Below are 24969 nucleotides of genomic sequence, written 5' to 3'. Positions count from 1 at the left end.
CACCCCCACCCCCATACCCCTCCCCACAAGGGGGAGGGGAGGTGCGCTACTTTCAAAGGGAGAAGCGCTCAAACCGAGTTGTGTGAACGCGATAGCCGCAAGCGGGGAGGAGGATACCCACGCCCAGTCCTTCCCCAAACAGCCTTGCGAGTGGCAGGAAGATCCGGTGCGGTGGACGCCCCCGGCCGGACTTGGTATGCGGCGCAAGACGCGCGACCCCGACCGCGCGGCCCGCCAGAAAACCTCCTCGAGCCGAGCACCGCGCCGCCCGAACCATGACGTATCTCGTCGCCGGCCTGCGGCTCCTCGCCTATGCCCTGACCTTCGCGCTCCTCGCAGGACCCCACTGGCTCGCCCTGAAGCTCAGGAAGGGCCGGTTCGCCGGGCACGCGCCGGTCTGGCTGCACCGGGTCTTCGTCCGGCTGTTCCAGTTGCGCATCACCGTGACCGGCACGCCGCCGGCCCCGGGCGAGGCGGCGCTCGTCATCGCCAACCACATCTCCTGGCTCGACATCCCGGTGCTGGGGAGCGTGCGGCCGCTCTCCTTCGTGGCGAAGTCCGAGATCGCCGGCTGGCCGGTGGTCGGCACGCTCGCCCGACTCCAGCGCACGGTGTTCATCGATCGCGCCCGCAAGCGCCACACCGCGGTGGTCAACACCGAGATGAGCCGGCGCCTGCGCGAGGGCGACCTAATCGTGCTGTTTGCCGAAGGCACCACCGGCGACGGCACCCGGCTGCTGCCGTTCCGCACCTCGCTCGTCGGCGCGGCGCGGGCGGCGATCACCGAAGGCGGGCTCGACCGGGTGCGTCTCCAGCCGCTCTGCATCGCCTATACGCGCCGCCACGGCCTGCCGCTGACCCGGTCCGAGCGCCCGGACATCGCCTGGTACGGCGACATGGAGCTGGGTCCGAGCGTCAAGCTGTTCTTCGAGCGCGGGCCGATCGACGTCCAGGTGACCTGGGGCGAGCCGGTGGCGTTCGCGGCCGGCACCGACCGCAAGGCCGCGACGGCGCTCGCCGAGGCCTCGGTGCGCCGCGCGCTCCAGGAGGCGGTGACCGGCCGGCCGCCGGCCCCCGAGCCGGCGCCCGTTCCACGGCCCGTGCACGGGGCGCCGCCTATTCTCATTCCGGCCGCGACGGCTTAAATGACGGGAAGCGGTCCGCGACGGGCCGCCCCCGCCACCTCCGATCATCTCCGCTCAGGGCCGGTTCGTTGAAGAAAGCGTTCGTCAAATCCTACGGCTGCCAGATGAACGTCTACGACGCCTCCCGCATGGTCGACCTGCTCGGCCGCGAGGGCTTCGTCGAGACCGGCGCCGTCGAGGAGGCCGACGTCGTCGTCCTCAACACCTGCCATATCCGCGAGAAGGCGGCGGAGAAGGTCTATTCCGAGCTCGGTCGCCTGCGGGTGCTGAAGGGCGAGCGGGCGGAGGCCGGCCACGACACCAAAGTCGTTGTCGCGGGCTGCGTCGCGCAGGCCGAAGGGCGCGAGATCCTGAACCGCGCCCCGGGCGTCGACGTGGTGGTCGGCCCGCAGAGCTACCACCGCCTGCCGCAGCTGCTCGCCGCCGCGAAGTCCGGCCGGGTCGTCGACACCGAATTCCCGGTCGAGGACAAGTTCGATCACCTGCCGGCGCGTCGCACCCTGGGTGTCTCCGCCTTCCTCACCGTGCAGGAAGGCTGCGACAAGTTCTGCGCCTTCTGCGTCGTGCCCTATACCCGCGGCGCCGAGGTCTCGCGCTCGGTGGAAAAAATCGTGGCCGAGGCCGAGCGGCTGGCGGCGGCCGGCGCCCGCGAGCTGACCCTGATCGGCCAGAACGTCAACGCCTTCCATGGGCAAGGACCCGACGGGCGCGACTGGACGCTCGGGGAACTGCTCCACCGCGTCGCGGCGATCCCCGGCGTTGTGCGCTTGCGCTACACCACCAGCCACCCGCGCGACATGGACGAGGCCCTGATCGCGGCCCATCGCGACCTGCCGGCCCTGATGCCCTACCTGCACCTGCCGGTGCAGTCGGGCTCGGACCGGATCCTGCATGCCATGAACCGCAAGCATGATGCCGACACCTATCGCCGGCTGATCGACCGGGTGCGGGCGGCGCGGCCCGACATCGCGCTCTCCTCCGACTTCATCGTCGGCTTCCCCGGCGAGACCGATGCCGACCACGCCGAGACGATGCGGCTGATCGCCGATGTCGGATTCGCCAGCGCCTTCTCGTTCAAGTACAGCCCGCGCCCCGGCACGCCGGCGGCGGAGAGTGCCGACGCGGTGCCGGAGGCGGTGAAGAGCACGCGGCTCGCCGAGTTGCAGGAACTGCTGGAGCGTCAGCGCCAGGACTTCAACCACGCCACCGTGGGCAAGGTCGTGCCGGTGCTGCTCGAGAAGCCCGGGCGGCATCCGGGCCAGGTCGCCGGCAAGTCGCCCTATCTCCAGGCGGTGCAGATCGAGGGCGACGTCGCGGCGGTCGGCACGGAAATTCCTGTGCGGATCACCCGGGCCGGCTCGAACAGCCTGTTTGGTGAAGCGTTGACCGCGACCCCGGCCGCGACGACGGCCCAAGCGGCCGACACGGCCGCCGCGTGAGGAACGGGAACGACAGGATGGCGATGGGAGAGGGCGGGCGCGGTCCGAGAGGGCGTGAGCCCGCGCGCGAGCGGGAACTCGCCCCGCGGGCGGTGGCGGGCCTGAGCGAGGCGGCCGAGATCGCGCTCACCTTCGACGACAACCGCCTGGCGAGCCTGGTCTTCGGCCAGTACGACCAGAACGTCGCCCATCTGGAGCGGCGCCTCGGCGTGGTGGCCACCGCGCTCGGCAACCACGTCGTGGTCAAGGGCCCGCCCGATTCGACCGAGCGGGCGCGGCGCGTGCTCGAACTGCTCTATGCCCGCGTCAGCGACGGGGGCGGGGTGCCGCTGACGCTGGGCGACGTCGACGGGGTGATCCAGGAATCCTCGCTCCAGGGCAACCTGTTCTCGCCGGCCGAGGCGCCGGCCAACGGCGAGCGCCCGTCCTTCGACCAGATCGCCACGCGCCGCCGCGGTGGCGTGCGGGCCCGCAACGCGGCGCAGGACGCCTACATCAAGGCGTTGCGCGCCCACGAGCTGGTCTTCGCGGAAGGCCCCGCCGGCACCGGCAAGACCTGGCTCGCGGTCGGCTACGCCGTCTCGCTGCTGGAGCAGGGCCATGCCGAACGGCTGATTCTTTCCCGCCCGGCGGTCGAGGCCGGCGAGCGCTTAGGCTTCCTGCCCGGCGACATGCGCGAGAAGGTCGATCCGTATCTCCGGCCGATCTACGACGCCCTCTACGATTTCATGGAGGCGCGTCACGTCGATCGCGGCTTGCAGACCGGCATGATCGAGATCGCGCCGCTCGCCTTCATGCGCGGGCGCACGCTCACCAACGCGGTGGTGCTCCTCGACGAGGCGCAGAACACCACCTCGATGCAGATGAAGATGTTCCTGACCCGGCTCGGCGAGAATTCCCGGATGATCGTCACCGGCGATCCGAGCCAGATCGACCTGCCGCCGGGCCAGAAATCCGGCCTCGTCGAGGCGGTGCGGATCCTCGACGGCGTCGAGGGCGTCGGGCGGGTCACGTTCCGGGACGTCGACGTGGTGCGCCACGACCTGGTGCGCCGGATCGTCACGGCCTACGAGACCGATGCCCGGGAAAACCCGGAGGTCGTGCCCCAGCGGCCGATTCCCTCGCGCCGGGGGCCGCTGCCGTGAGCGGGCACGACGACACCGGTGAGAACGAGATCGACGTCGCGGTCGAGGACGAGCGCTGGGAGGGCGTCGCGCCCGACCTCGAAGGCTTCGTCGCCCGCGCGGTCGAGGCGGCGCTCGCCATCGTGCCGCCGGACGGCCCGATCGAGATCAGCATCGTGCTGACCGACGACCCCGCGGTGCAGGAGCTGAACCGCACCTGGCGGGGCAAGGACAAGCCGACCAACGTGCTGTCCTTCCCCAACGAGCAGCCGCATGGCGGGGGCCCGCGCCTCCTGGGCGACGTGGTTCTTGCGTATGACACAATGCTGCGCGAGAGTGGGGAGCAGTCCAAGCCCCTCGATCACCACCTCGCCCATCTCGTGGTCCATGGCACGCTGCACCTCCTCGGTCACGACCACGAGCTCGGCGACGCCGAGGCCGACGCCATGGAGGCGTTGGAGGTCGCGGCCCTGCGGCGCCTCGGCGTGCCGGACCCGTATGGCGACGTGGCCGGTTGAACCGCGGACGCCCTCACCCCAGACGCGAGAGACATGAGCAACGATCGAAGTCGCAGCGCCGCCGCGACCGCGCAGGCGATTCCGGAGGACGACAGTCCGGGGCGCGAACCCTGGTATGACCGCCTCCTCAGCATCTTCCACCTGAAGACGCGCGACGCCCAGCGCGACGGCCTCTCGGACGCCCTCGCCGAGGTGCAGAACGGCGACCACCCGGTCTCCGCGGTCGAGCAGGCGATGCTCAAGAACGTCCTGAGCCTCCACCGGGTGCGGGTCGACGACGTGATGATCCCCCGGGCCGACGTCGTGGCGGTCTCGATCGACACCGCCCTCGGCACCCTGCTCAAGGTCTTCCGCTCGGCCGGCCATTCCCGCCTGCCGGTCTACGGCGAGAGCCTGGACGACCCCCGCGGCATGGTCCACATCCGCGACTTCGTCGACTACATGGCGAGCCGGGCGGAAGCCCACGGCGACCGCCTGCCCGACCTCGCCGGGGTCGACCTCGCGGCGACGCTCGCCACCACCCGCATCCTGCGGCCGGTGCTGTTCGTGCCGCCCTCGATGCCGGCGATCGACCTGCTCGCCCGGATGCAGGCGAGCCGCACCCACATGGCGCTGGTCATCGACGAGTATGGCGGCACCGACGGGCTGATCTCGATCGAGGACCTGATCGAGGTCGTGGTCGGCGACATCGAGGACGAGCACGACGTCGCCGAGACCCACCGGGTCCTCAAGGTCGACGGCGAGAGCGAGATCTTCGTCGCCGATGCCCGCGCCAGCCTCGACGACGTCGCCGAGGCGACCGGGGTCGATCTCGCGGCGGCGGTGGGGGAGGCGGCCGAGGAGGTCGACACCCTCGGCGGCCTGATCGTCACCCTCGTCGGCCGCGTTCCGTCCCGGGGCGAGGTCATCGCCGTGCCGGGCGACTTCGAGGTCGAGGTGCTGGACGCCGATCCGCGGCGGATCAAGCGCCTGCGCATGCATCGCGGACTCGCCCGGCTCGTAGGACCCGAGACGCCGCTGGCCCTGCCGCCACCCGTGGGCGAGGCCCGCCTGCGGACAGAGACCGCCGCCTGATCCGTCCCGCGGCCCCCCCATGCATCCTGCCACCGGCTGCCTTGCGACCGGTGCCGCAGCGGCGGCCGGTCCGGCACGCGGAATGATGCTACGACAGGAATGACGAGCGGAGACGCACGACGCGTCTCCGCCCGAGCGCCGCCCCGCGAGCCCGCCCATGCACGACATCGACACGAACGGGACGGCGCTCGCCGCCCCGGCGGCGCCCTTCGGCCTCGCAACCCTCGCCCACCGCATCGCCCTGACCTCCGGCTGGACGCGTCTGGCGCTCGCCTGGCTCGCCGGCGCCTGCGGGGCCCTGGCAATGCCGCCATTCGGGTTCCTGCCCGCCCTCTGCGTCGCCCTGGTGCCGGCGGTCTGGCTGCTCGACGGGGCGGCCACCGCCTCGTCGCGCCTCGGTCGGCGCGCCGGCACGGCGCTCTCCGCCGGCCTGATCGGCTGGGCCTGGGGCTTCGGTTACCTCACCGCCGGCCTGTGGTGGTTAGGGGCCGCCTTCCTGGTCGAGGCCGACCAGTTCGCCTACCTGATGCCGCTCGGCGTGCTCGGCCTGCCGGCGGCGCTCGGCCTGTTCTACGGCGCGGGCTTCGCCGCGGCGCGGCTGATCTGGTCGCCGGGCCCCGGCCGCATCGCCGCCCTTGCCTTCGGAATCGGCGCCGCCGAGTGGCTGCGCGGGCACCTGTTCACCGGCTTTCCCTGGAACACCCTCGGGATGGCGCTCGGCCAGAACCTCTGGCTGATGCAGGCGGCCTCGGTCGTCGGCCTCTACGGGCTGACCGTCCTGGCAGTGCTGGCCTGCGCGGCGCCCGCCACCCTCGCCGATGCGGGCGGTACCTCGCGGCGGCTCGGACCGCCCGCCGCCGCTGTCCTGCTGCTCGCCGGCCTCGCCGCCGGCGGAGCGCTGCGGCTGCCCTCCGGGCCGATGCCGGAGGTGCCCGGCGTGCGCCTGCGCCTCGTCCAGGCCAATATCCCGCAGGATGCCCGCTTCAACCCGCGCAACCGCGAGGGCATCCTCGAGCGCTACCTGGGCCTGAGCGACAGCGCCACCGCACCGGACCGGCAGGGATTGCGCGACGTGACCCACCTGATCTGGCCGGAATCCTCGTTCCCGTTCCTGATCCAGCGCGACCCGCAAGCCCTGCGCCGGATCGGCAATGCGCTGCCGCCCGGCACGCTCTTGGTCACCGGCGCGGCGCGGGCCGACGAACCTCTGCCCGGCGAGCGGCTGCACTTCTACAATTCGATCCTGATGATCGAGCAGGACGGCCTCACGGGCGGCCGCTACGACAAGCTCCACCTCGTGCCCTTCGGCGAATACCTGCCGGGACCGGTCGACAGCCTGCTGCGCACGCTCGGCCTCAAGCAGTTCGTGGCGGTGCCGGGGGGCTTCACCGCGGGCGAGGCGCATGAGCGGCCGCCGCTCGCGGTGCCGGGCCTGCCGCCGGTGGCGCCCTCGATCTGCTACGAGGCGATCTTCCCCGGCGCCGTCGCCTCGCACCGGGAGCGTCCCGGTCTGCTCCTCAACGTCACCAACGACGGCTGGTTCGGCGATACGCCCGGCCCGCGCCAGCATTTCGCCCAGGCCCGCCTGCGCGCCGTAGAGGAAGGGATTCCTCTCGTGCGTGCCGCCAACACCGGGATCAGCGCCGTGGTCGATCCTTACGGAAGGGTGACCGGGATGTTGTCGGTCGGCACCGAAGGCGTCCTCGACCGCAACCTTCCGAGAAACCTTAGGGAAAGTCCGGCATACGTACGTTTCGGCGATGTTTTTTTCACCATCATGCTTCTAGGGTGTGGGCTGTTGGCCCTCGTGGCGCGCCGTCGTCGCGCGCCGTCACCGCCCCGCGGAGCGTCGATGTGAAAAAGGCACCGGATCCGGTCGATCGTCATGTCGGGCATCGCGTCCGCGTCAGGCGGCTTCTGGTCGGCGTGAGCCAGGAGAAGCTGGGCGACGCGCTCGGCGTGACGTTCCAGCAGATCCAGAAATACGAGAAGGGCACCAACCGGATCAGCGCCAGCCGGCTGCGCCAGATCGCCGACATGCTGGGCGTGCCGGTCAGCTTCTTCTACGAGGGAGCGCCGCGCCAGGACGGCACGCGCAGCGACGCCGCCGCGGAGCCCGGCGCCGAGACCGCCGCCCACGACGTGTTCTGGACCAGCCAGGACCTGCAGCTGGTGCGCGCCTTCCAGCGCATCGGCGACAACCAGCTGCGCCGCCGGATCATCAGCCTGGTCGAGGCGATCGGTACCGGTTCCGCCACGCCCTCGGCCGGGCCCGACGCACAAGCGTGACGATCCCGCGTGACGATCCCCCCGACGATCCGTCGGTGACCGGGGTTGCAAAGGTTTCGGTGCTCACCCGGCCGCCATGACGGTATGACCCTCCCGAACGCGACCGCGCCACCACGGCGTGCGCAGGCGCGACCGACACGCGCGCGAGCGCGACAGGGAGGACGATCGTGCGGACCATCGAACGGGAGCCCGGCGCCGGGACCGCGCGGCCGGGGAGGGCGCAAGCCGGCTTCCATCCGGTCCTGATCGGCCTCGGGCTGATGCTGGTGGCCTTCAACCTCCGGCCCGCCCTGTCGAGCATCGGCCCGCTCCTGCCGGGCATCCGGGCCGAGACCGGCCTCTCCGGCGCCCTGGCGGGAGCCCTCGTCACCCTGCCGGTCCTGTGCCTCGGCGTGTTCGGCCGCCTCGCGCCGGTGCTGGTGCGGCGCATCGGGCCGGATGCCGGGGTGCTGGCGGCCCTGGTCGTGCTGGCTCTGGGGCTGACCCTGCGCGGTCTCGGGGGCCTGCCGCTGCTGTTCCTCGGCTCGGTGGTCGCCGCGGCGGCGATCGGGATCGTCGGAGTGATCCTGCCCGGCATCGTCAAGCGCGACTTTCCCGACCAGGCCGGCCTGATGACCGGCCTCTACACCGCGCTCCTCTGCCTCGGCGCCGCCGCCGGGGCCGGCTTCACCGTGCCGGCGCGCCACGCGCTCGGCCTCGGCTGGGAGGGGGCCCTGACGCTGTGGGCCGCCCCCGCCCTCGTGGCCGCCGCCTTGTGGCTGCCCTTCGTGCGCGGCCGGCCGATGGCGGCGGCAGGCCCGCGCCCGTCCGGCCGGCTCTGGCGCGATCCCCTGGCCTGGCAGGTCACCGCCTTCATGGGCCTGCAATCGTCGCTCGCCTACATCGTGTTCGGCTGGCTGCCCGCCGCCCTGGTCGACCGGGGCTTCGACATCGTGGCGGCCGGCCTCGTCGCCTCGGTCTCGGCGCTGGCGCAGGGTGTGCTGGCGCTTCTGGTGCCGACGCTCGCCGCGCGCCGGCCGGACCAGCGCCCCTGGGTGATCCTCGTCATCAGCCTGCCGCTCGTCGGCTTCACCGGGCTGCTCGTCGGGCCGCTGGCCTTCGCCTGGGGCTTCGCGCTGCTGCTGGGCCTAGGCCTCGGCGGCTGCTTCGGCCTCGCCCTGACGCTGATCGTGCTGCGGGCCGGCGATCCGCGCGCCGCCGCCGAGCTCTCCGCCATGGCGCAGGGCGTCGGCTATTGCGGCGCGGCGCTCGGGCCGTTCCTGGTCGGCATCGCGCACGACCTCAGCGGCGGCTGGGGCCTGCCGGCGGCACTCTATGCCGGTGTGTGCCTGACGGCGGCGAGCTTCGGGTGGCTGGCCGCGCGGGACCGGACGGTGCGGATCTGAGCCGCGGGAGCCCGCTCGCTCACCCCTGCGCGATCACCTTCTGCAGGCAGACCGCGTTGGTGTCGCGGTAGCCGAGGTGGTCGTAGAAGCCGAGGACGCCCTCGTTCTCCCGGCGCACCAAGAGCTGCACCTTCCATACGCCGCGCGCCGCGAGCCAGGCCTCCCCCGCCTCGACCATGCGCCGCCCGAGCCCAGTACCCTGCTGGCCGGGCGCCACCGCGACGTAGTAGAGCCAGCCCCGGTGCCCGTCCTCGCCGGCCATCGCGCTCGCGACGACCCGGCCCTCGATCTCCGCCACCAGCACGGTGCCGTGGGGCCCGCGCCGGGCGAAGGCGATGTCGGTAGCCGGGTCGTTCCACGGCCGCGCCACCCCGGCCTCGTGCCACAGGGCGATCAAAGCCGGCACGTCGGCATCCTCGATCGTGCGGATGATCGGCGTCATGGTCGGGCTCCCGTCTCGATGCCGGTGCGCCCGGCCGAGCCGGCGGGGCGAGGGAGAGGCGCTACACCATAGCGGACGCCTCCGGAATGCCCCGACCGGTCGGCATCGCGACCGCGAACGACGTCCCGGCGAACCCCGCCTACCGGCACCCGGCCGTCCCCTCGATCGACGACGACGCCTCAGCCCCGATGGTCGCCGATGTGTTTCGGGGCATCGAGCCCGGGGACCTGCCGGTCGGGCAGGGGCGATCCCAGGGGACTGGAACAGGGTGACGCTACGGCATATCGTTGACCAGCCGCGGCAGAGACACGATATATCGTGCGGATCGAATAGGACGAGCCGAAGCGCCAGGCCAATCTCCAGAAGCATGGCCTGGATTTTGCCGATGTCACGGCGAAGTTCGATTTCGCGACTGCGGTTCGATTGGAGACCAGGCCAAGCCGAACGGGACGGAGACGGTTCAAGCTGATCGGGTGGTTCGAGAACCATCTGGTCGTGGTGGTGGTGGCTTCCCCGCTCGGCACGGAAGCCCTCTCCGTCATCAGCATGCGCCCTGCCAATCTGAAGGAGCGTGTTCATGTCGAATAACTCAGACGCAAAGAAACCCGATCACGCGCCCGGCTACGTTCCCAATCCCGAATATACGCAAGACGATTGGGACGAGGTCTGCGACGATCTGGAATCGACCGATGAGGATTTTCGCCGGGCCGTGCCATTCAGGGATGCCTTCCCGGATCTCTACGCGAGCCTGATGGAGGACCGCGAGGCGGTCGCGGCCGGGCGCAAGGTCGGGATTTCGATGACGCTCGACGCGGACGTCGTCGCCCGGTTCAAGGCGACCGGTCCGGGCTGGGAAGCGCGAATGAGCGAGGCCCTGCGCCGGGCCGCCGACGCGCTGCCCCCGGCTTGACACGGGCAGTCCGGAGGCCCCACGCCCGGCTCCGCGATCCCCGGGCTCACCCCTCGGGCGCGAACAAGGCCCGCTCCGCCTCGACCGTCGCGTAGATGTGCTCGGCCACCGCGCGGATGCGGGCGAGGTCGCGGCTGTCGGCGTGCATCATCAGCCAGAAGCTGCGGATCAGCGTCACCTCGTTCGGCAGCACGCAGATCAGGTCCGGGCGCCATGCGGCCATGAAGCAGGGCAGCACCGCGAGTCCCAACCCTGCCACCGTCGCCTGGAGCTGGGCGGTGAGGTTGGCGCTGCGCAGGCGCGCGCTCGCCCCAGGCGCGACCTGGTGCAGGTAGTCGAGTTCCGGCGAGTAGAGCAGTTCGTCGATATAGCCGATGAAGCGGTGGCCCTGGAGGTCGCGCCGCGCCCGGATCGGCGGGCGGCCGGCCAGGTAGGCAGGGGCGGCGTAGAGCTTGAGCGCGTAATCGGTGAGCTTGCGCCCGACGATGCGGCCCTCCGGCGGCAGGCTCAACCCGATGGCGATGTCGGCCTCGCGCTTCGACAGGCTGAACAGCCGGGCGGTCGCCACGAGTTCGATGTCGAGATCCGGGTGGCGCTCGATCAGCGGGGTCAGGCGGGGCGCCAGGAAGGAACTGCCGAAGCCGTCCGGCGCGCCGATCCGCACCGTGCCGACGAGCCCCGACGCTGCCCGGCCGACCGCCGCCTCGCCGTGGATGATCGCCGATTCGACCGCGTCCGCCGTCGCCACCAGCGCCAGGCCGGCTTGCGTCGCGGTGTAGCCGGAGGCCCGGCGGTGGAAGAGCTTCTCGCCGAGGCGCCGCTCCAGCCGGTCGATCCGCCGGATCACCGTGGCATGGTCGACCCCGAGCCGGCGCGATGCCGCCGAGACCGTCCCGGCCCGGTGCACCGCCAGCACGAAGCGGTAATCGTCCCACATGTCGCCTTTGGCATCGCCTTTCGCCCCATCCGCCGGTTCCCGCATCCGCGCACACCCGTTCCGCTCCCACGCCCCTTCCTGTATGGGGACCGCCAGGGCAAGGTGGCCCGAACACGATCAATCCAGGGAGGATCCCATCATGGCGCGCGAAGTCGGGCACTTCATCGGCGGCGAGCACGTTCCCGGCCGCTCGGGCCGCACCTCCGACATCTACCAGCCGATGACCGGCGAGGTGATCGGGCGCCTGGCGCTGGCGAGCCGGGCCGAGATGCGCGCGGCCATCGAGAATTCCGCCAAGGCGCAGGTCGCCTGGGCCGCCACCAACCCGCAGCGCCGGGCGCGGGTGATGATGCGCTTCCTCGATCTGATCGCCCGCGAGATGGACAGCCTCGCCGACCTGCTCGCCCGCGAGCACGGCAAGACCATTCCCGACGCCAAGGGCGACATCCAGCGCGGCGTCGAGGTGGTGGAGTTCGCCTGCGGGATCCCGCACCTGCAGAAGGGCGAGTACACGGAAGGGGCGGGCCCGGGCATCGACATCTACTCGATGCGCCAGCCGCTCGGGGTGGTCGCCGGCATCACGCCGTTCAACTTCCCCGCCATGATCCCGATGTGGAAGTTCGCGCCCGCCATCGCCTGCGGCAACGCCTTCATCCTCAAGCCCTCGGAGCGCGATCCGGGCGTGCCGATGCGGCTCGCCGAGCTGATGATCGAGGCGGGCTTGCCTGCCGGCATCCTCAACGTCGTCAACGGCGACAAGGAGGCCGTGGATGCGATCCTCGACGACGACATCATCCAGGCGGTCGGCTTCGTCGGCTCCTCCGACATCGCCCAGTACGTCTATGCGCGGGCGACCGCGACGGGCAAGCGCGCCCAGTGCTTCGGCGGCGCCAAGAACCACATGATCATCATGCCGGACGCCGACATGGACCAGGCGGTCGATGCCCTGATGGGCGCCGGCTTCGGCTCGGCCGGCGAGCGCTGCATGGCGGTCTCGGTGGCGGTGCCGGTCGGCGAGAAGACCGCCGACGCCCTGATGAGCAAGCTGATCCCGCGGGTCGAGAGCCTGAAGATCGGCCCGTCGACCGATCCGAGCGCCGATTACGGCCCGCTGGTGACCAAGGCGGCGCTCGAGCGGGTGCGCAACTACGTGGAGATCGGCGTCCAGGAAGGTGCCAAGCTCGCGGTCGACGGCCGGGCCTTCAAGATGCAGGGCTACGAGAACGGCTTCTACATGGGCGGCTGCCTGTTCGACCACGTGACGCCGGAGATGCGGATCTACAAGGAAGAGATTTTTGGCCCCGTGCTCTCGGTGGTGCGCGCCAAGGACTACGCCGAGGCCCTGCGGCTTCCCAACGAGCACGAATACGGCAACGGCGTCGCGATCTTCACCCGCGACGGCGACGCGGCGCGCGACTTCGCCGCCAAGGTCCAGGTCGGCATGGTCGGCATCAACGTGCCGATCCCGGTGCCGCTGGCCTACTACACCTTCGGCGGCTGGAAGCGCTCGGGCTTCGGCGACCTCAACCAGCACGGGCCGGATGCCGTGCGCTTCTACACCAAGACCAAGACGGTCACCCAGCGCTGGCCGTCGGGGGTAAAGGAAGGCGCGCAGTTCTCGATGCCGGTGATGCAGTAACGCCTGTCAGGCGTGCGGGAGCCATCCGGGCTTTCCGCGAGTGGCACGGGTTTCCCCTCTCCCCGCGGGCGGGGAGAGGAGAAACCCGCGCCAGTCCGAGGCCGGGTACGGACAATAATCGACACGGAACAGGAGGAACCGCCGCATGACCCTGTTCACCCTCCCCGAGGACCAGATCGCCATCCGCGACATGGCGCGCAGCTTCGCGGCCGAGCGGATCGCGCCGCACGCCCTCGCCTGGGACGAGCGCAAGCATTTCCCCCTCGACGTGCTGCGGGAAGCGGCCTCCCTCGGCATGGGCGGCATCTACGTGTCCGAGGAGCATGGCGGCTCCGGCCTGACCCGGCTCGACGCCGCCCTGATCTTCGAGGCCTTGAGCCTCGGCTGCCCGACGGTGGCGGCGTTCCTGTCGATCCACAACATGGCCGCCTGGATGATCGACCGGTTCGGCTCGGAGACCCAGCGCGAGCGCTTCCTGCCGGGTCTGTGCCGGATGGACCAGGTCGCCGCCTATTGCCTGACCGAGCCGGGTTCGGGCTCGGACGCCGCCTCGCTCCGCACCAGCGCCCGGCGCGAGGGCGATGTTTACGTCCTCAACGGCGCCAAGCAGTTCATCTCGGGCGCCGGCGCGGCCGATCTCTACGTGACGATGGTGCGCACCGGCGAGGCGGGGCCGAAGGGCATCTCGACCCTGGTGGTGCCCGCCGACGCGCCCGGCCTGTCCTTCGGGCCGAACGAGCGCAAGATGGGCTGGAACGCCCAGCCGACCCGGGCGGTGATCTTCGAGGAATGCCGGGTCCCGGTCGAGAACCGCCTCGGCGAGGAGGGGATCGGGTTTCGCATCGCCATGGCGGGGCTCGATGGCGGCCGGCTCAACATCGGTGCCTGCTCGCTCGGCGGCGCGCAAGCCGCCCTCGACAAGAGCATCGCCTACATGGCCGAGCGCAAGGCCTTCGGAAAGCGCATCGACGAATTCCAGGCGCTCCAGTTCCGGCTCGCCGACATGGCGACCGAGCTGGAAGCCGCCCGCGCGCTCCTCTACGGCGCGGCGGCCGCCCTCGACCGGAAGGATCCCGACGCCACCCAGCGCTCCGCCATGGCCAAGCGCTTCGCCACCGATACCGGCTTCCGGGTCGCCAACGAGGCGCTCCAGCTCCATGGCGGCTACGGCTACCTGTCGGAATACGGGGTGGAGAAGATCGTCCGTGACCTGCGGGTGCACCAGATCCTGGAGGGCACCAACGAGATCATGCGGGTGATCGTGGCGCGGGGCCTCGTCGCGGGCTGAACACGGCACCGCCGGATACGGCACGACTTGGACCGTCGTCATTACAGAACCAGAAACCAGCAGAGGACACGCTGAGCCATGACGCAGATCGCCTTCCTGGGCCTCGGCAACATGGGCGGGCCGATGGCCGCCAACCTCGTCGCGGCGGGCCACGCGGTGACGGGCTTCGACCTGGTGCCCGACGCCCTCGAGGCCGCCCGCGCGGCCGGGATCACGGTGGCGGACAGCGCCGAGGCCGCGGTGGCGGGAGCCGAGATCGTCGTCACCATGCTGCCGGCGGGGCGTCACGTGCTGGCGGTCTACGACGCGGTGCTGCCGCACGTGGCGGACGGCGCCCTGATGATCGACTGCTCGACGATCGACGTCGCCAGCGCGCGGAGCGCCCACGACAAGGCGACGGGACGCGGGCTCGCGAGCCTCGACGCCCCGGTCTCCGGCGGGGTCGGCGGCGCCAAGGCGGCGACCCTGACCTTCATGGCCGGGGGCTCGCCGGACGCCTTCGCCCGGGCCGAGCCGATCCTCGCCAAGATGGGCCGCAAGGTCGTGCATTGCGGCGAGGCCGGTGCCGGCCAGGCGGCCAAGATCTGCAACAACATGATCCTCGGCATCTCGATGATCGGCGTCGCCGAGGCCTTCGTGCTGGCGGAAAAGCTCGGCCTGTCGCACCAGGCCCTGTTCGACGTCGCCTCGACCTCGTCGGGCCAATGCTGGTCGCTCACCACCTATTGCCCGGTCCCGGGCCCGGTGCCGACCTCACCGGCCAACACCGACTACAAGCCGGGCTTCGCCGCCGCCCTGATGCTGAAGGACCTGCGCCTGGCCCAGGAAGCCGCCGCGGGTGCCGGCGCCGCGACGCCGCTCGGCGCACACGCCGAGGCGATCTACACGGCCTTCGAAGCGGCGGGGCAGGGCGGCACCGACTTCTCCGGCATCGTCCGCCACCTGCGCGAGGCGGGGCGGGACTGAGCGGAGCTGCACGCACGGTCCACGACCATCGCATGACGCCGACGGTGGATTCTTTCCCCACCCGCGACCTCATCCTGAGGTGTTGGTCGATCGAAGATCGACTGACCTCGAAGGAGGACTCCAGATACCACTGCGATCCCTGGAACCCTCCTTCGAGGCTCAGCGATCTGCGATCGCCCGCACCTCAGGATGAGGTCGTGGAGTGGAAAAGCCTGAACCTGGGCATGCCACAGGCATCGTCGTGTCCTCTGGGGAGGGTGGAGCCGCGCCCCCCTCACCGCCCCGGACCGCGATCCGGCGGCGGGCGGTAGGCTTCGGGGGGCAGGTCGCGCGACAGGGTCTCGCCGGTGCCGCGGCCCGGCACCGGGCTCGGCGTCGGGGTGGCGCCGGGGGGCTCGGCCGGCTGGGGGCCGTCGGTGATGTAGCGCTGCGACCCGCTCCGGGGCGCGGCCTCGGGGGCCGGCGGGGTCTCGGGCGGGCGGGACTCCGGCGCCCGGGGTGCGAGGTAGCGGCGCCCGCTCTCGGCCGGGGCCGGCGGGGGCACCGGGACGGCCGGGCGGGCCGGTTCCGCCGGGGGCGGCGGACGCTCCGGCGGGGGGCGCACCGGGCGGGCCGAGGGCCTGTCCTCCCGTGTCTCCTCCCGCCTCTGCTCCGGATTCCCGTCCGGCCTGGGCTCCGCCGGGGCGGGGCGGGGCACGGGCTTCGGCGGGCGCCGTCGCGGAACCGGGCGCGCGGCGGGCGCCTGGACCGCACCGTCGCCCGGCAGGGCGATCGTCAGGTGCTGGACCGCCGCCACGAGGTCGTCGAGGCTCGCCTGCGCGGTGCGGCAGAGCCGGATCCGCAGCGACAGGGCGCGGCGCGGGGCCGACGGGTCGGTGACACCGAAGACCCCGTCGCGGGACGCCTCGCGCGCGCGCCGCCGCGGCCGCTCGAACCATTGCCACGCGTAGAGACAATCGGCCCCCAGCGCCAGGCCGATCGGGCCGTAGGCGTTGCGGCGCGGCACCTGGATCCGCATCGGCTCGCCGGGGAAGCGCACGGCGATCTCGCCACTGATGCCGAACTCGCTCGGCTTGGCGAGCCGGGGCGGGAAGGCGAGGAGCAGGTCGCCGGTCTCGTTGCGCAACGCGATCTCGGCGTGGTTGCGCCCGTCGCCACCTTCGTAAGCGATGCGCTGGTCGAAGCCGTCGCGCTGGCGCGTCTCGATCACCGCGGCGACCCGGCCGGCGCCGGGCAGCCGCAGGGCCGGGGCAGGCTGCGCCAGGGCACTCTCGGGGACGCTCCCGATCAGCCCGAGAAGACAGACGGTCAGGCGAAGGTTCACGGATAGCCTTTCTCGGGAGGCACCGTGCGCTCCGAGGTGGTGCGGGCCGGGACCGAGAAGCGGACGCTCTCCGGCGCGGCCGAGCGGTTGCGCTCGCCCTGCTGGTCCTGCCACAGGGTACCGGGCGGCGGGGCGCTCAGGCCCTCCGGCTTGTCGAGGCCGTTATAGCCCGGCAGCAGCGTGTAGCCGTAGCGCTCGTAGGGCATCGCCCCGGCGCCGGGCACCCGGCGGGCGACCAGCGGCGGGGCCGGCACCACGGGCTCGCGGGCATAAAAGCCCGGGGCGGCACCCTGGCCGGCCCCGGCGGACGGATAGCGCAAGGGATTGTCGAGGGGGACGCCCAGGGGGAACTCGCCGCGCTGGACCGCGAGCGGCACCGCCTCGGCCCGGCCGCCGGCGCCGGGCGCGTCCGGCCGTGGCACGCGGCCGTAGGAGGGCGGGGCTTCCGGGCGCGTCGCATTGGCGGCCGCGGGGGCGGCCCTACCACCGGAGGCGGTCTGCACCGCGCAAGGCAGCGGCGGTCCGCCCTGGCCCTCGCGGAACAGCAGGTCGACCACCTTCGGGAACAGCCCGTCGTAGCGGTTGACGACTTCGAGATAGGGGCGCTGGCGCCGCTGACGCTGGAGGGTCAGGGCGTAGCCGAACACCGTGCTCTCGCTCGGCATCCAGGCGACCGCGCGCTGGAACCACTCCAGGGCGGCGTCGAACTGGCAGGAATTGTAGGCGTACCAGGCCAGCCCCTGTGCGCCCTCGCCCGACGCGGTGGCGTTGACGACGCGGGCGTAGCGCTCGATCCGGGCCGGCTCGATATAGGGCGGGCTCGCGAGCGTCAATTTGCGCTCCAGGAGGTCGATGAACAGGAGTTCGTTGCCGACGAAGCGGTCGCGCCAGGCATAGGCCACCTCCTCGGCCTCGCGCATCATGTTGAGTTCGCGCAGGGTATGGGCGAGGCCGTGCGCCACCATGGCGTCGCCGCCCCGGGCGATCGCCAGCTTGAACCATTCCAGCGCCTCGCGGAACTGGCGCCTCTTGTAGGCGTACCAGCCGAGCAAGCCGGTCTGGCTCGGCTCGGCGGTCTTGCGGGCATAGGCCTGGAAGGCGGTGAGGTCGGCCAGCGTCGGGGTCTGGGCCGGCTCGTCGTGCAGGAAGGCGGCGATCCGCGCCCGGGTGATGTCGAGGCGGATCGGGTCGAATTCGGAAGCGCCGGACGGGTCCTGGCGGCCCATCGCGATGAGCCGCTCGGCCTGCTCCATCTTGATGTGGGCCATCGCCTTCTGGATCGTGGCGAGCCGCGCGCCGGCATCCGCGTTGCCGTCCAGCACCGACTTGTAGAGGGTGAACGCGTCCTCGCCCGCTCCCGTGGCGGCGAGGTCGTCGGCGATGGTCCAGATGCTCTCGATGTCGGAGGGGTCCAGCGCGCTCGGGTCGTTGCGGTAGAGCGCCACGACCCCGTCCGGGTTCTTGCCCGCGGCGGCCGCGATGCTGGAGCGGAACTCGGCCCGGCGCAGCTTGCGCGCCAGTTCCTCGGAGGGCTGCCAGGACGGCTCGACCGAGCGGCGCGCATTGATGGCGGCGCGCAGGTCCTGCAGGCGGCCGGCGGTGAACAGATCCCAGAGCGGCGCCTCCTCGGGCGGGCTCGGCTGCAGGCTGTCGAGGTCCTGCGGCTCGGTCCAGCCCGGATAGAGCCGCTTGAGGCGCGCGATCTCCGCCTTCATCCGGGCGGTCTGCTTCTGCGAGGCGTAGTAGCGCAGCGCGCTCTCGTCGACCATGCCGGGGGTGCGGGAGGTCTCGGGGTCGACCATGATGGCGGGCGCGCGCACGCCGTCGCCGTAGACGACCCGCGGCACCGCGGTCTCGGGCGCCTGGGCCAGCGCAGGGGCGACCAGGAGGAGGGCCCCGGCGAGGAGCGGGGTGCGGCTCATTTGAGGCATTGGGGATAGCGCATCCGGGCCGCGACCAGGGCGAGGAGGTGGAGCGTCGTCGGGTAGTAGTTCTGCCCGTCCTGCACGCTGCGCAAGCTTTCCGGAAAGGGCGTGCCGTCCTGCGCGCAGGCGACGAGGGCCGGGAGCGCGGTGTAGCCCGGCTCGGTCAGCCACTCGACCGGGCGGCCGTCGCGGGTATCGACGATCGGCAGGCGCTCGCGGTCGATCCCGCCCCACAGGGTCCGGAACGGCGCGTAATCCTCCGGCCGGCCGACCCCCGCCCAGGCGAGGTAGAGCGGGATGCGGATGGCGTTGTAGGAGAAGAGCGGCGGGAAGCCGTCGGCGGGGCGTAAACTCTCGTCCTTGGCGGAGATCCACTCGGTCGGCAGCGCGCTCGGGCCGAAGCGCGAGCGGCGCAGGATCTCGATGCCGCTGCGGATCACCGAGGCCCAGTCGTATTCCGGCGCCACGATGCCGAGACGCTGGAAGGCCGGGAAGACCCAGTAGGAGAGGTTGACCAGCGGCCCGTCGGCCCGGTCGCGGGCGGCGAATCCCGCCACCGCCGGCAGCAACAGCGGCCCGGGGGCGGCGCGGAACAGGATCGTCTTGCGGCCGAACTCGACGGCGATGCGCCGCGCCGCCGTGCGGTAGGACGGCTCGCCCCAGGCCTCCGCCGCCTCGGTCAGCGCCCAGGCGACCAGGATGTCGCCGTCGGTGGCGTTGTTCATGTCGGCGACCGCCGGGCGGTGGTCCGGCGCCCAGCGCCAGGCCAGCAACTCGTCGGAGCGCACCATCAGGTTGGCGCGGGTCCAGCCCCAGATCCGCTCGAAGGTCGGCCGGTCATTGGCCGCCACGGCCAGCAGCAGGCCGTAGCCCTGGCCCTCGCTGTGGCTGATGAAGCCGTTGGCGGTGTCGACGATGCGGCCTTTCTCGGTGACGAACCGGGCCCGGTAGGCGCGCCAGCCGGGATCATCCCCGAGGCTGCCGGCAAGGGAGGGGGCCGGCCCGGCGCGGCCGGGCGCGTCGCCCGCGGGGGCGGGCTGGGGCAGGCTCGGCACGGCGGTGGCGGGGGGCACGGGGGTCGGCTCCTGTCCCTGCGCGACCTGATCCTGTGCGCCGTCGGGCGCCTGGACGGATTGCGGCACCTGAGGGGCCTGCGCCCGTCCGGGCACCGTCGTCAGCAGCAGGGCCGCCGCGCAGGCGAGGGCGGGGAGGCGGCTCATCGGTTCCTCCGGCCGAGCTGGCGCACCAGGCTCGTCGTGGCGAGCCCGAGGCAGAGCGCCATGACCAGCGTCATCGCCACATAGGCACCGGGATTGAGGGAGAGCCAGGCGGCCGAGACCAGCCGCAGGTTCGCCAGGCTCCGTCTCTGCGTCTCGATCAGCCCGACGCGCCTGGGCTGCACGGTGCCGAGGCTTCCGTCGGAGGCGTCCAGGAAGGCGGCCTGGCCGGACAGGCCGGTCCACACCGCCGGATCGACGAGGCAGGAGACCGAGGCCTTGAGCATCGAGGCGTTCGGGGCGGTCACCACCACGGTCCCGTCCGCGACCCGACCCCCGGACCCTTGCGCGATGATCAGCGAGGCGCGGGGATTGAGCGGCACCGCCTCCGGCGCCGGCCCGCCGGCAAGCCGCAGCACGAGGTCGCGGGCCTCCGCCGCCCGCTGGACCAGGCCCGTCCAGGCATTGGCGAGCACCGCCGGGACGCTGAAGCCGCGTGCCGACTCGTCCCAGCGCGCCACCAGATCCGCCTCGCTGTCGGCGGGACCGTCGGCGGGATCGGGCCCGGGCGCCGGCGATGCGGCCTGCACGGAGGCCGGCTGCACTTGGACTAGCCCTTGGACCGGCCCTTGGACCGGCGCCGCCGCGGTGCGCAGGGGCGTGGTGAAGGACGGCAGGGCGCAGCGCATCGGCAGGTTGCGGCGCAGGCGGTCGAGGGTGACGACGCCCTCGGCCCCGAACGGGCCGGGGGTGGCCACGGTCTCGGCCCGGCCCTCCCAGATGCCCCGCACCTGGCCCGGATCGAGCCCGACCGCCTCGAGGGCGGCGGGGGTCAGCGCCCGGACCGGCGCGACGACGAGATGGGCGCCGCCGCCCGCCTCGCGCTCGTCGCTCGCGACCTCGAAGTCGATCACCCGGCCGGCCGCGATGGCCAGGCGCGCCGCCAGGGTCGCGGCGGCGGAGGCCGAATCGCGGTCGGGGGTCGGCAGGACCAGACGCGGGCGGGGGCCGGAAGCCGCCAGGCCGGGGGCCAGGAACGGCACCGCCCCGGCCTTGACCGCGGCGAGGTCGGGGCTGCGCACGGCCCGGGCGAGCGCCGGGACGTCGATCCGGGTGCGGTCGAGGAACAGGAAGCGGGCGCGCTTGGCCCCCGGAGCAAGGGTGTCGCAGGCCCGGTCGGCGGTCGTGGGGAGCTGGGCGCTGATCTCGACCCGGTTCAGCCCCGGCCGCCACAGGCTCAGGGGCAGCGGGATCGCGCTGTCGGAAAACACCTCGCCGCGGCTGTAGGGCAGCGGCACGCTGGCGGCGTTGCGGCCGTTGATGTCGACGACGATCCGGGCGCTCGGATCGAGGCCGGCCGCGTAGCCGCCGGCGAGGTGCAGCATCACCTTGCCGTAATCGGCCGGGACGAAATCGGCCGGGAAGCGCACCGCGAAGCCGACCCGCAGGAGCCGGCCGTTGAACTCGCGGCTCGTCACCCCGAGTTGCTCCAGGGTCAGGCTCTCGCCGCCCCGGACGGGAAAGCCCCGCGCCAGTTCGGCGAGGCGCAAGCCCGCCGGCGTGCCGGTGTCGTCGCCGGGCGAGGCCAGGGTGGCGATGGCCCGGCGCACGTCCGCCGCACTCGCGCCGGTGACGACGAGGGTCGGGGCGCGGTTGGCCCGGGGCGCCAGCAGGGCGACCCGCGGGCCGGTGATCGGGCCCAGTTCCTCCAGCCCCTCGGTGCCGCGGATCTCGGCGGCGGTGCCGACGACGAGGGTGACGCCGGCCCGGCCGGTGAGGGCCGGCCCGAAGCTCACCGCCGGCCCGGCGAGGCGCCCGACCAGGGCCAAAGCCTGCACGGCGCCGATCATCCGTTCCAGCCGCTCCAGGCTCGGCCGCTCGGTGAGCAGCACGCCGACCGGCAGCGCCCCGCTCTCGTCGGGCTCGATCGCCGCCAGGGTCTTGAGGTCGAGGTCGCCGGCCTGGGCCACGACGAGGCCGGAGCGCGACGGGTCGATCTGGGTCCACAGCTCGTAGGTGGCCTCGGTCGAGCAATCGACCCGGTGGCGCTGGCTCGCCGTGAGCGCCACGGCGTTGGTGCCGGGCTTCAGCAGGCCCTCGGGGATCGGGAACTCCACCACCTTCACGGCGCCGGGGGCCTGGATCCGGGTCCAGCCGACCCTGGTGCCGTTGACGCTGCCCGAGAGTTCGGAGGCCTCCGGCGCCACCGAGATCGCCGAGAGGTAGGAGACGCGCAGCTTCGCCGTCCCCCTGGCCTGCGCCTCGGTCAGGTAGACGGGAAAGGTCAGCCCATCCTCCTCGCCGGCCAGGCGATAGCCGCGGAAGCCGGCGGGAAACCGCCGCGCCGCCGCGACCGTCCCGATGACCGGCATGGTGCGGCGGGCCGGGTCGACGTCGGGTGCGGGGCTCTGGGGGGCTTGGCCTTGCGGTGCTTGGCCTTGCGGCCGCGGCGGCGCGCGCATGGGCTCGCCGCCGGGCGGCAGGGTCAGGCGCTCGGCCGGCCCGGTGCCGAGGAAGCTCTGGGCGAGGACGGGGGTGGCAGAGAAACACAGGAGGAATGCCGCCACGACACGCTTGCAGGTCGCGCGCCTCTCCTCCCCAGCCGATCTCGGGCTTGCCCGAGATCGGTCGAGCCTGTGGGGAGGAGCCGGAGGTGGGGGTGGTGCAGAAGGCACCGCTGAGCCTCTTTCGGCACCACCCCCACCCCTGACCCCTCCCCACAAGGGGGAGGGGAAGGTGCCAAGCATCCCAAGACGTTGGAGAGCGACCAAGCGGCGCAGCATCATCCCGGCCTCACGCCGCATCGGTGCGCCGGCCGCGGGCGGCGAGCGCGCGGTCGTTCTCGAAATCGAGCATCAGGCGGACCCAGTCGCCCTCGGCCTCCGGCTCGGCTTGGGGCACGGTCCGGGCCTCGGCCTGGACATGCGGCTGCGGGGCCACGTGTGGCTGGGGCTGGACGTCGGCCTGGATTCGGGGACGCACCGGAAGCGTCGGCCGCGTCCGCGGCGCGAGTGGCAGGTCGACCGGCGGCGATGGGGGAGCGAAGGGGGCAGGCTCGTCGTAGACCGGGGCGGTCTCCGGCGCCTCGACACGGACGGGCCGCGGAGCCTCGCCGGCGAAGGCGGTGCGCAGGGCGCGGACCGGCTCGGCGAGGCCCCACCAGACGAATTGCAGCGTGCCGGTGAACAAATCCTTGTGGCGGCGCCGGCGCAGCTGGAACCGGCGCATCGCCTCGGCATCGCCATACATCAGGCCGGCGAGCGCGACGTAATCCTGGGGGCGCAGGGTCCCGAAGGCGAGGCGACCCACCGCGTCGGCGCCCGACCGGGTCACCGGGCCGAGCACCACCGGCAGCGCTCCGGCGGGACGCGCACCCGCCACCGGCACCACCGTGAGCGTGCCGGGGACCGGGCGGTGGCCGGCGCCCGGGGCGAGGAACGCCGCCGGCATCCGCACCGTGCAGGCCTCCGCCGAGACCCGCTCGATCGCCACGTCGACGGCCCGGCCCGCGAGGGTGAGCTGGCCGCGGCGGGCGATCGCGAGCGAGGGCGTGCGCTCGAGCTGGCGGCGCTCGGCGCAGACCCCGAGCGCCGCCCCGGCGGTGAGCAGGTTGAACAGGTTCCACAGGCCGACGACCAGCATCAGGTTGGTCACGCCGGGCTCGAAGGCGTAGCGCCAGGCCGCGACGAGGCAGCCGGTGAGCAGCAGGCCGTAGACGGCGAAGAACGGCAGCGACAACGCCGACAGGTGGTCGTGGTCGAGGGTCGCGCCCTTGCTGGTGACGTTGAAGGTGGGCTTGCGCGGCGACCAGATCACCGAGACGATCGCCTTCGACAGGTACAAGCCCTGGACGTATTCGTACAATTCGGAGACGAACGGCCAGCGGAACTTGCCGTAGACGTAGTTCTGCATCATCAGGTTGATGACGATGTAGGTCGCCGTGTAGGCGATCGACTCGTCGACGCTGGCGACGAAGATCTTCAGATCGAAGAAGATATGGAGCAGCGGCGCGAACATGAAGACGAGCCGCGGCACGGGAAAGAACCAGAACGTCATGCTCGACAGGTAGGCGAGCTTCTGGATCGGCTTGAGGCCGCGCTGCAGCGCCGGATTCTTGAGGAGCAGGATCTGGAACATGCCCTGGCACCAGCGCGAGCGCTGGCCGATGAAGTCGGCGAGCGTGTCGGGCTGGAGGCCGGCGATCAGCGGCTTGTCGACATAGGCGCTGGTCCAGCCGCGGGAATGCAGCTCGAAGGCGGTCTCGCAATCCTCCGTGATGGTGATGCCGGCAAATCCCCCGGCCTCGTCGAGGGCTTGCCGGCGCAGGAGCGCCGCCGAGCCGCAGAAGAACGAGCCGTTCCACTTGTCGAGCCCGGCCTGGGTCACCGCGTAGAACATCTCGTTCTCGGACGGCATCCGCTCGAAGGTCTTGAGGTTCCGCTCGATCGGATCGGGATTCAGGAAGGCGTGCGGGGTCTGGACCAGGAAGAGCTTCGGGTCCTCGGCAAAGTAGCCGACGGTCTCGGCCAGCAGCGAGCGGAACGGCACGTGGTCGGCGTCGAGCACCAGCACCAGATCGCCGGTGGCGGAGGCCAGACCGTTGTTGAGGTTGCCGGCCTTGGCGTGCTCGTTGCGGGCCCGCGTCAGGTAGCGCGCGTCGAGGTCACGGCAGAGCGCCTGCAATTCGGACCGCCGGGCCTTCGCGGCCGCGGCCTTCTCGAGGTCCGGGTCGGCGCATTTCTGGTCGGTGCCGCCGTCGTCGAGGAGCCAGACGGTCAGCTTCTCGGGCGGGTAGTTCATCTGGCGTGCGGCGGCCAGCGTCATCGCCAGGATCTCGGCATCCTCGTTGTAGCTCGGCACGAAGACGTCGACGAACGGCAGGTCGGACGCCGGCACGGCGGCGGGCGGGCGGCGACGCAGGGGCTCGGCGTTGATGATCAGGCTGACGAACAGGATGAAGACGCAGTAGAGTTCGCACAGCAGCAGCAGCAGGCCGAAGCCGAAGCTGACCGGATCGCCCGGCGAGGGCAGCGTATCGGTCACCCGCCACAAGATGTAGCGGAGCACCACCAGGCTGCCCATCGCCAGGAAGACGAAGCGCGTCCGCGGCCCGTCGAGGGCGAGCCAGAGCACGGCCATCGCCGCCATGGCGGCGAGGCTCATCGCGAGCTGGTTCTGGGTGCCGACGGGCTGGCTCAAGAGGGCGAGGCCGGCGGCCGTCGTCCCCATCCAGGCCAGCCATCGCAACGCACGCACCACGCCCACCGCTCCAGAATCGCCGAAGAACCCCTACGCCATCAGATTATGTCCGTTTGTCGTTGCACGAAGCTGTTTTTTCCGCGCCGCA

At 72.1% G+C, this 24969-nt stretch carries 20 protein-coding genes; 13 read left to right on the top strand and 7 right to left on the bottom strand.

Features of this window, described 5'->3' with window-relative positions; genetic code table 11:
• Positions 1-275 precede the first annotated feature (275 nt).
• From AC3AOF_RS24370 to AC3AOF_RS24335, 8 genes are all read left to right on the top strand, one after another.
• On the top strand, positions 276-1145 hold the full coding sequence (locus AC3AOF_RS24370; RefSeq protein WP_236988418.1) for a lysophospholipid acyltransferase family protein: 870 nt from the start codon (positions 276-278) through the stop codon (positions 1143-1145).
• 68 nt (positions 1146-1213) lie between these two features.
• On the top strand, positions 1214-2584 hold the full coding sequence (gene miaB, locus AC3AOF_RS24365; RefSeq protein ID WP_488346733.1) for a tRNA (N6-isopentenyl adenosine(37)-C2)-methylthiotransferase MiaB: 1371 nt from the start codon (positions 1214-1216) through the stop codon (positions 2582-2584).
• 17 nt (positions 2585-2601) lie between these two features.
• On the top strand, positions 2602-3729 hold the full coding sequence (locus tag AC3AOF_RS24360) for a PhoH family protein (RefSeq protein ID WP_236988420.1): 1128 nt from the start codon (positions 2602-2604) through the stop codon (positions 3727-3729).
• Positions 3726-4226: an rRNA maturation RNase YbeY gene (gene ybeY, locus AC3AOF_RS24355; protein ID WP_236988421.1), complete on the top strand. Its 501-nt coding sequence runs from the start codon at positions 3726-3728 to the stop codon at positions 4224-4226. The genes AC3AOF_RS24360 and ybeY overlap by 4 nt, the downstream gene beginning before the upstream one ends.
• A 33-nt stretch (positions 4227-4259) precedes the next feature.
• Positions 4260-5300, top strand: a complete 1041-nt coding sequence (locus AC3AOF_RS24350; protein ID WP_236988422.1) for a hemolysin family protein — start codon at positions 4260-4262, stop codon at positions 5298-5300.
• A gap of 157 nt (positions 5301-5457) precedes the next feature.
• Positions 5458-7158 carry an apolipoprotein N-acyltransferase gene (lnt, locus tag AC3AOF_RS24345; RefSeq protein WP_488346732.1) on the top strand — a complete coding sequence of 567 codons (1701 nt, stop codon included), beginning with the start codon at positions 5458-5460 and terminating at the stop codon, positions 7156-7158.
• The gene (locus AC3AOF_RS24340; RefSeq protein ID WP_236988424.1) at positions 7155-7589 is read left to right on the top strand and encodes a helix-turn-helix domain-containing protein; all 435 of its coding nucleotides are present in this window, start codon (positions 7155-7157) and stop codon (positions 7587-7589) included. The genes lnt and AC3AOF_RS24340 overlap by 4 nt, the downstream gene beginning before the upstream one ends.
• A 167-nt stretch (positions 7590-7756) precedes the next feature.
• On the top strand, positions 7757-8974 hold the full coding sequence (locus tag AC3AOF_RS24335) for an MFS transporter (protein WP_236988425.1): 1218 nt from the start codon (positions 7757-7759) through the stop codon (positions 8972-8974).
• A gap of 19 nt (positions 8975-8993) precedes the next feature.
• Here AC3AOF_RS24335 and AC3AOF_RS24330 read toward each other — a convergent pair whose 3' ends face one another.
• Complete coding sequence (locus tag AC3AOF_RS24330; protein WP_488346731.1) at positions 8994-9416, bottom strand: GNAT family acetyltransferase; 423 nt, start codon at positions 9414-9416, stop codon at positions 8994-8996.
• 372 nt (positions 9417-9788) lie between these two features.
• Here AC3AOF_RS24330 and AC3AOF_RS24325 point away from each other — a divergent pair, with 372 nt between their 5' ends.
• Positions 9789-10004 carry a BrnT family toxin gene (locus tag AC3AOF_RS24325; protein ID WP_236992671.1) on the top strand — a complete coding sequence of 72 codons (216 nt, stop codon included), beginning with the start codon at positions 9789-9791 and terminating at the stop codon, positions 10002-10004.
• Positions 9994-10326 carry a BrnA antitoxin family protein gene (locus AC3AOF_RS24320; protein WP_488346730.1) on the top strand — a complete coding sequence of 111 codons (333 nt, stop codon included), beginning with the start codon at positions 9994-9996 and terminating at the stop codon, positions 10324-10326. Before AC3AOF_RS24325 ends, AC3AOF_RS24320 begins: the two co-directional genes overlap by 11 nt.
• Before the next feature lie 46 nt (positions 10327-10372).
• Here the strand turns inward: AC3AOF_RS24320 and AC3AOF_RS24315 are convergent, their stop codons facing one another.
• Complete coding sequence (locus AC3AOF_RS24315; RefSeq protein ID WP_488346729.1) at positions 10373-11308, bottom strand: LysR family transcriptional regulator; 936 nt, start codon at positions 11306-11308, stop codon at positions 10373-10375.
• Positions 11309-11402: 94 nt separating this feature from the next.
• Between AC3AOF_RS24315 and AC3AOF_RS24310 the strand changes: the two genes are divergently transcribed.
• The 3 genes from AC3AOF_RS24310 (at position 11403) to mmsB (ending at position 15156) form a co-directional block, all read left to right on the top strand.
• Positions 11403-12902: a CoA-acylating methylmalonate-semialdehyde dehydrogenase gene (locus tag AC3AOF_RS24310; protein WP_488346728.1), complete on the top strand. Its 1500-nt coding sequence runs from the start codon at positions 11403-11405 to the stop codon at positions 12900-12902.
• Between the two features lie 145 nt (positions 12903-13047).
• Positions 13048-14190 (top strand): acyl-CoA dehydrogenase family protein, encoded by a 1143-nt coding sequence (locus tag AC3AOF_RS24305; protein ID WP_488346727.1) that lies wholly within the window; start codon positions 13048-13050, stop codon positions 14188-14190.
• Positions 14191-14268: 78 nt separating this feature from the next.
• Positions 14269-15156 carry a 3-hydroxyisobutyrate dehydrogenase gene (gene mmsB / locus AC3AOF_RS24300; RefSeq protein ID WP_236988431.1) on the top strand — a complete coding sequence of 296 codons (888 nt, stop codon included), beginning with the start codon at positions 14269-14271 and terminating at the stop codon, positions 15154-15156.
• Positions 15157-15430: 274 nt separating this feature from the next.
• Here the strand turns inward: mmsB and bcsN are convergent, their stop codons facing one another.
• From bcsN to bcsA, 5 genes are all read right to left on the bottom strand, one after another.
• Positions 15431-16480 carry a cellulose biosynthesis protein BcsN gene (bcsN, locus tag AC3AOF_RS24295; RefSeq protein ID WP_488346726.1) on the bottom strand — a complete coding sequence of 350 codons (1050 nt, stop codon included), beginning with the start codon at positions 16478-16480 and terminating at the stop codon, positions 15431-15433.
• Positions 16477-18402 (bottom strand): hypothetical protein, encoded by a 1926-nt coding sequence (locus tag AC3AOF_RS24290; RefSeq protein WP_236988433.1) that lies wholly within the window; start codon positions 18400-18402, stop codon positions 16477-16479. Before AC3AOF_RS24290 ends, bcsN begins: the two co-directional genes overlap by 4 nt.
• Positions 18399-19625, bottom strand: coding sequence for a family 8 glycosyl hydrolase (locus AC3AOF_RS24285; protein ID WP_488346725.1), 1227 nt, complete (start codon positions 19623-19625; stop codon positions 18399-18401). Before AC3AOF_RS24285 ends, AC3AOF_RS24290 begins: the two co-directional genes overlap by 4 nt.
• The gene (locus tag AC3AOF_RS24280) at positions 19622-22189 is read right to left on the bottom strand and encodes a cellulose biosynthesis cyclic di-GMP-binding regulatory protein BcsB (protein WP_488346724.1); all 2568 of its coding nucleotides are present in this window, start codon (positions 22187-22189) and stop codon (positions 19622-19624) included. Before AC3AOF_RS24280 ends, AC3AOF_RS24285 begins: the two co-directional genes overlap by 4 nt.
• 226 nt (positions 22190-22415) lie before the next feature.
• Complete coding sequence (bcsA, locus tag AC3AOF_RS24275) at positions 22416-24851, bottom strand: UDP-forming cellulose synthase catalytic subunit (RefSeq protein WP_488349046.1); 2436 nt, start codon at positions 24849-24851, stop codon at positions 22416-22418.
• Positions 24852-24969: the final 118 nt, after the last annotated feature.

This window comes from Methylobacterium sp. 142-1Y, assembly GCF_057747795.1.
Note: the sequence above shows the minus strand (reverse complement) of the source record. Positions and strands in the feature narration are given on the sequence as shown.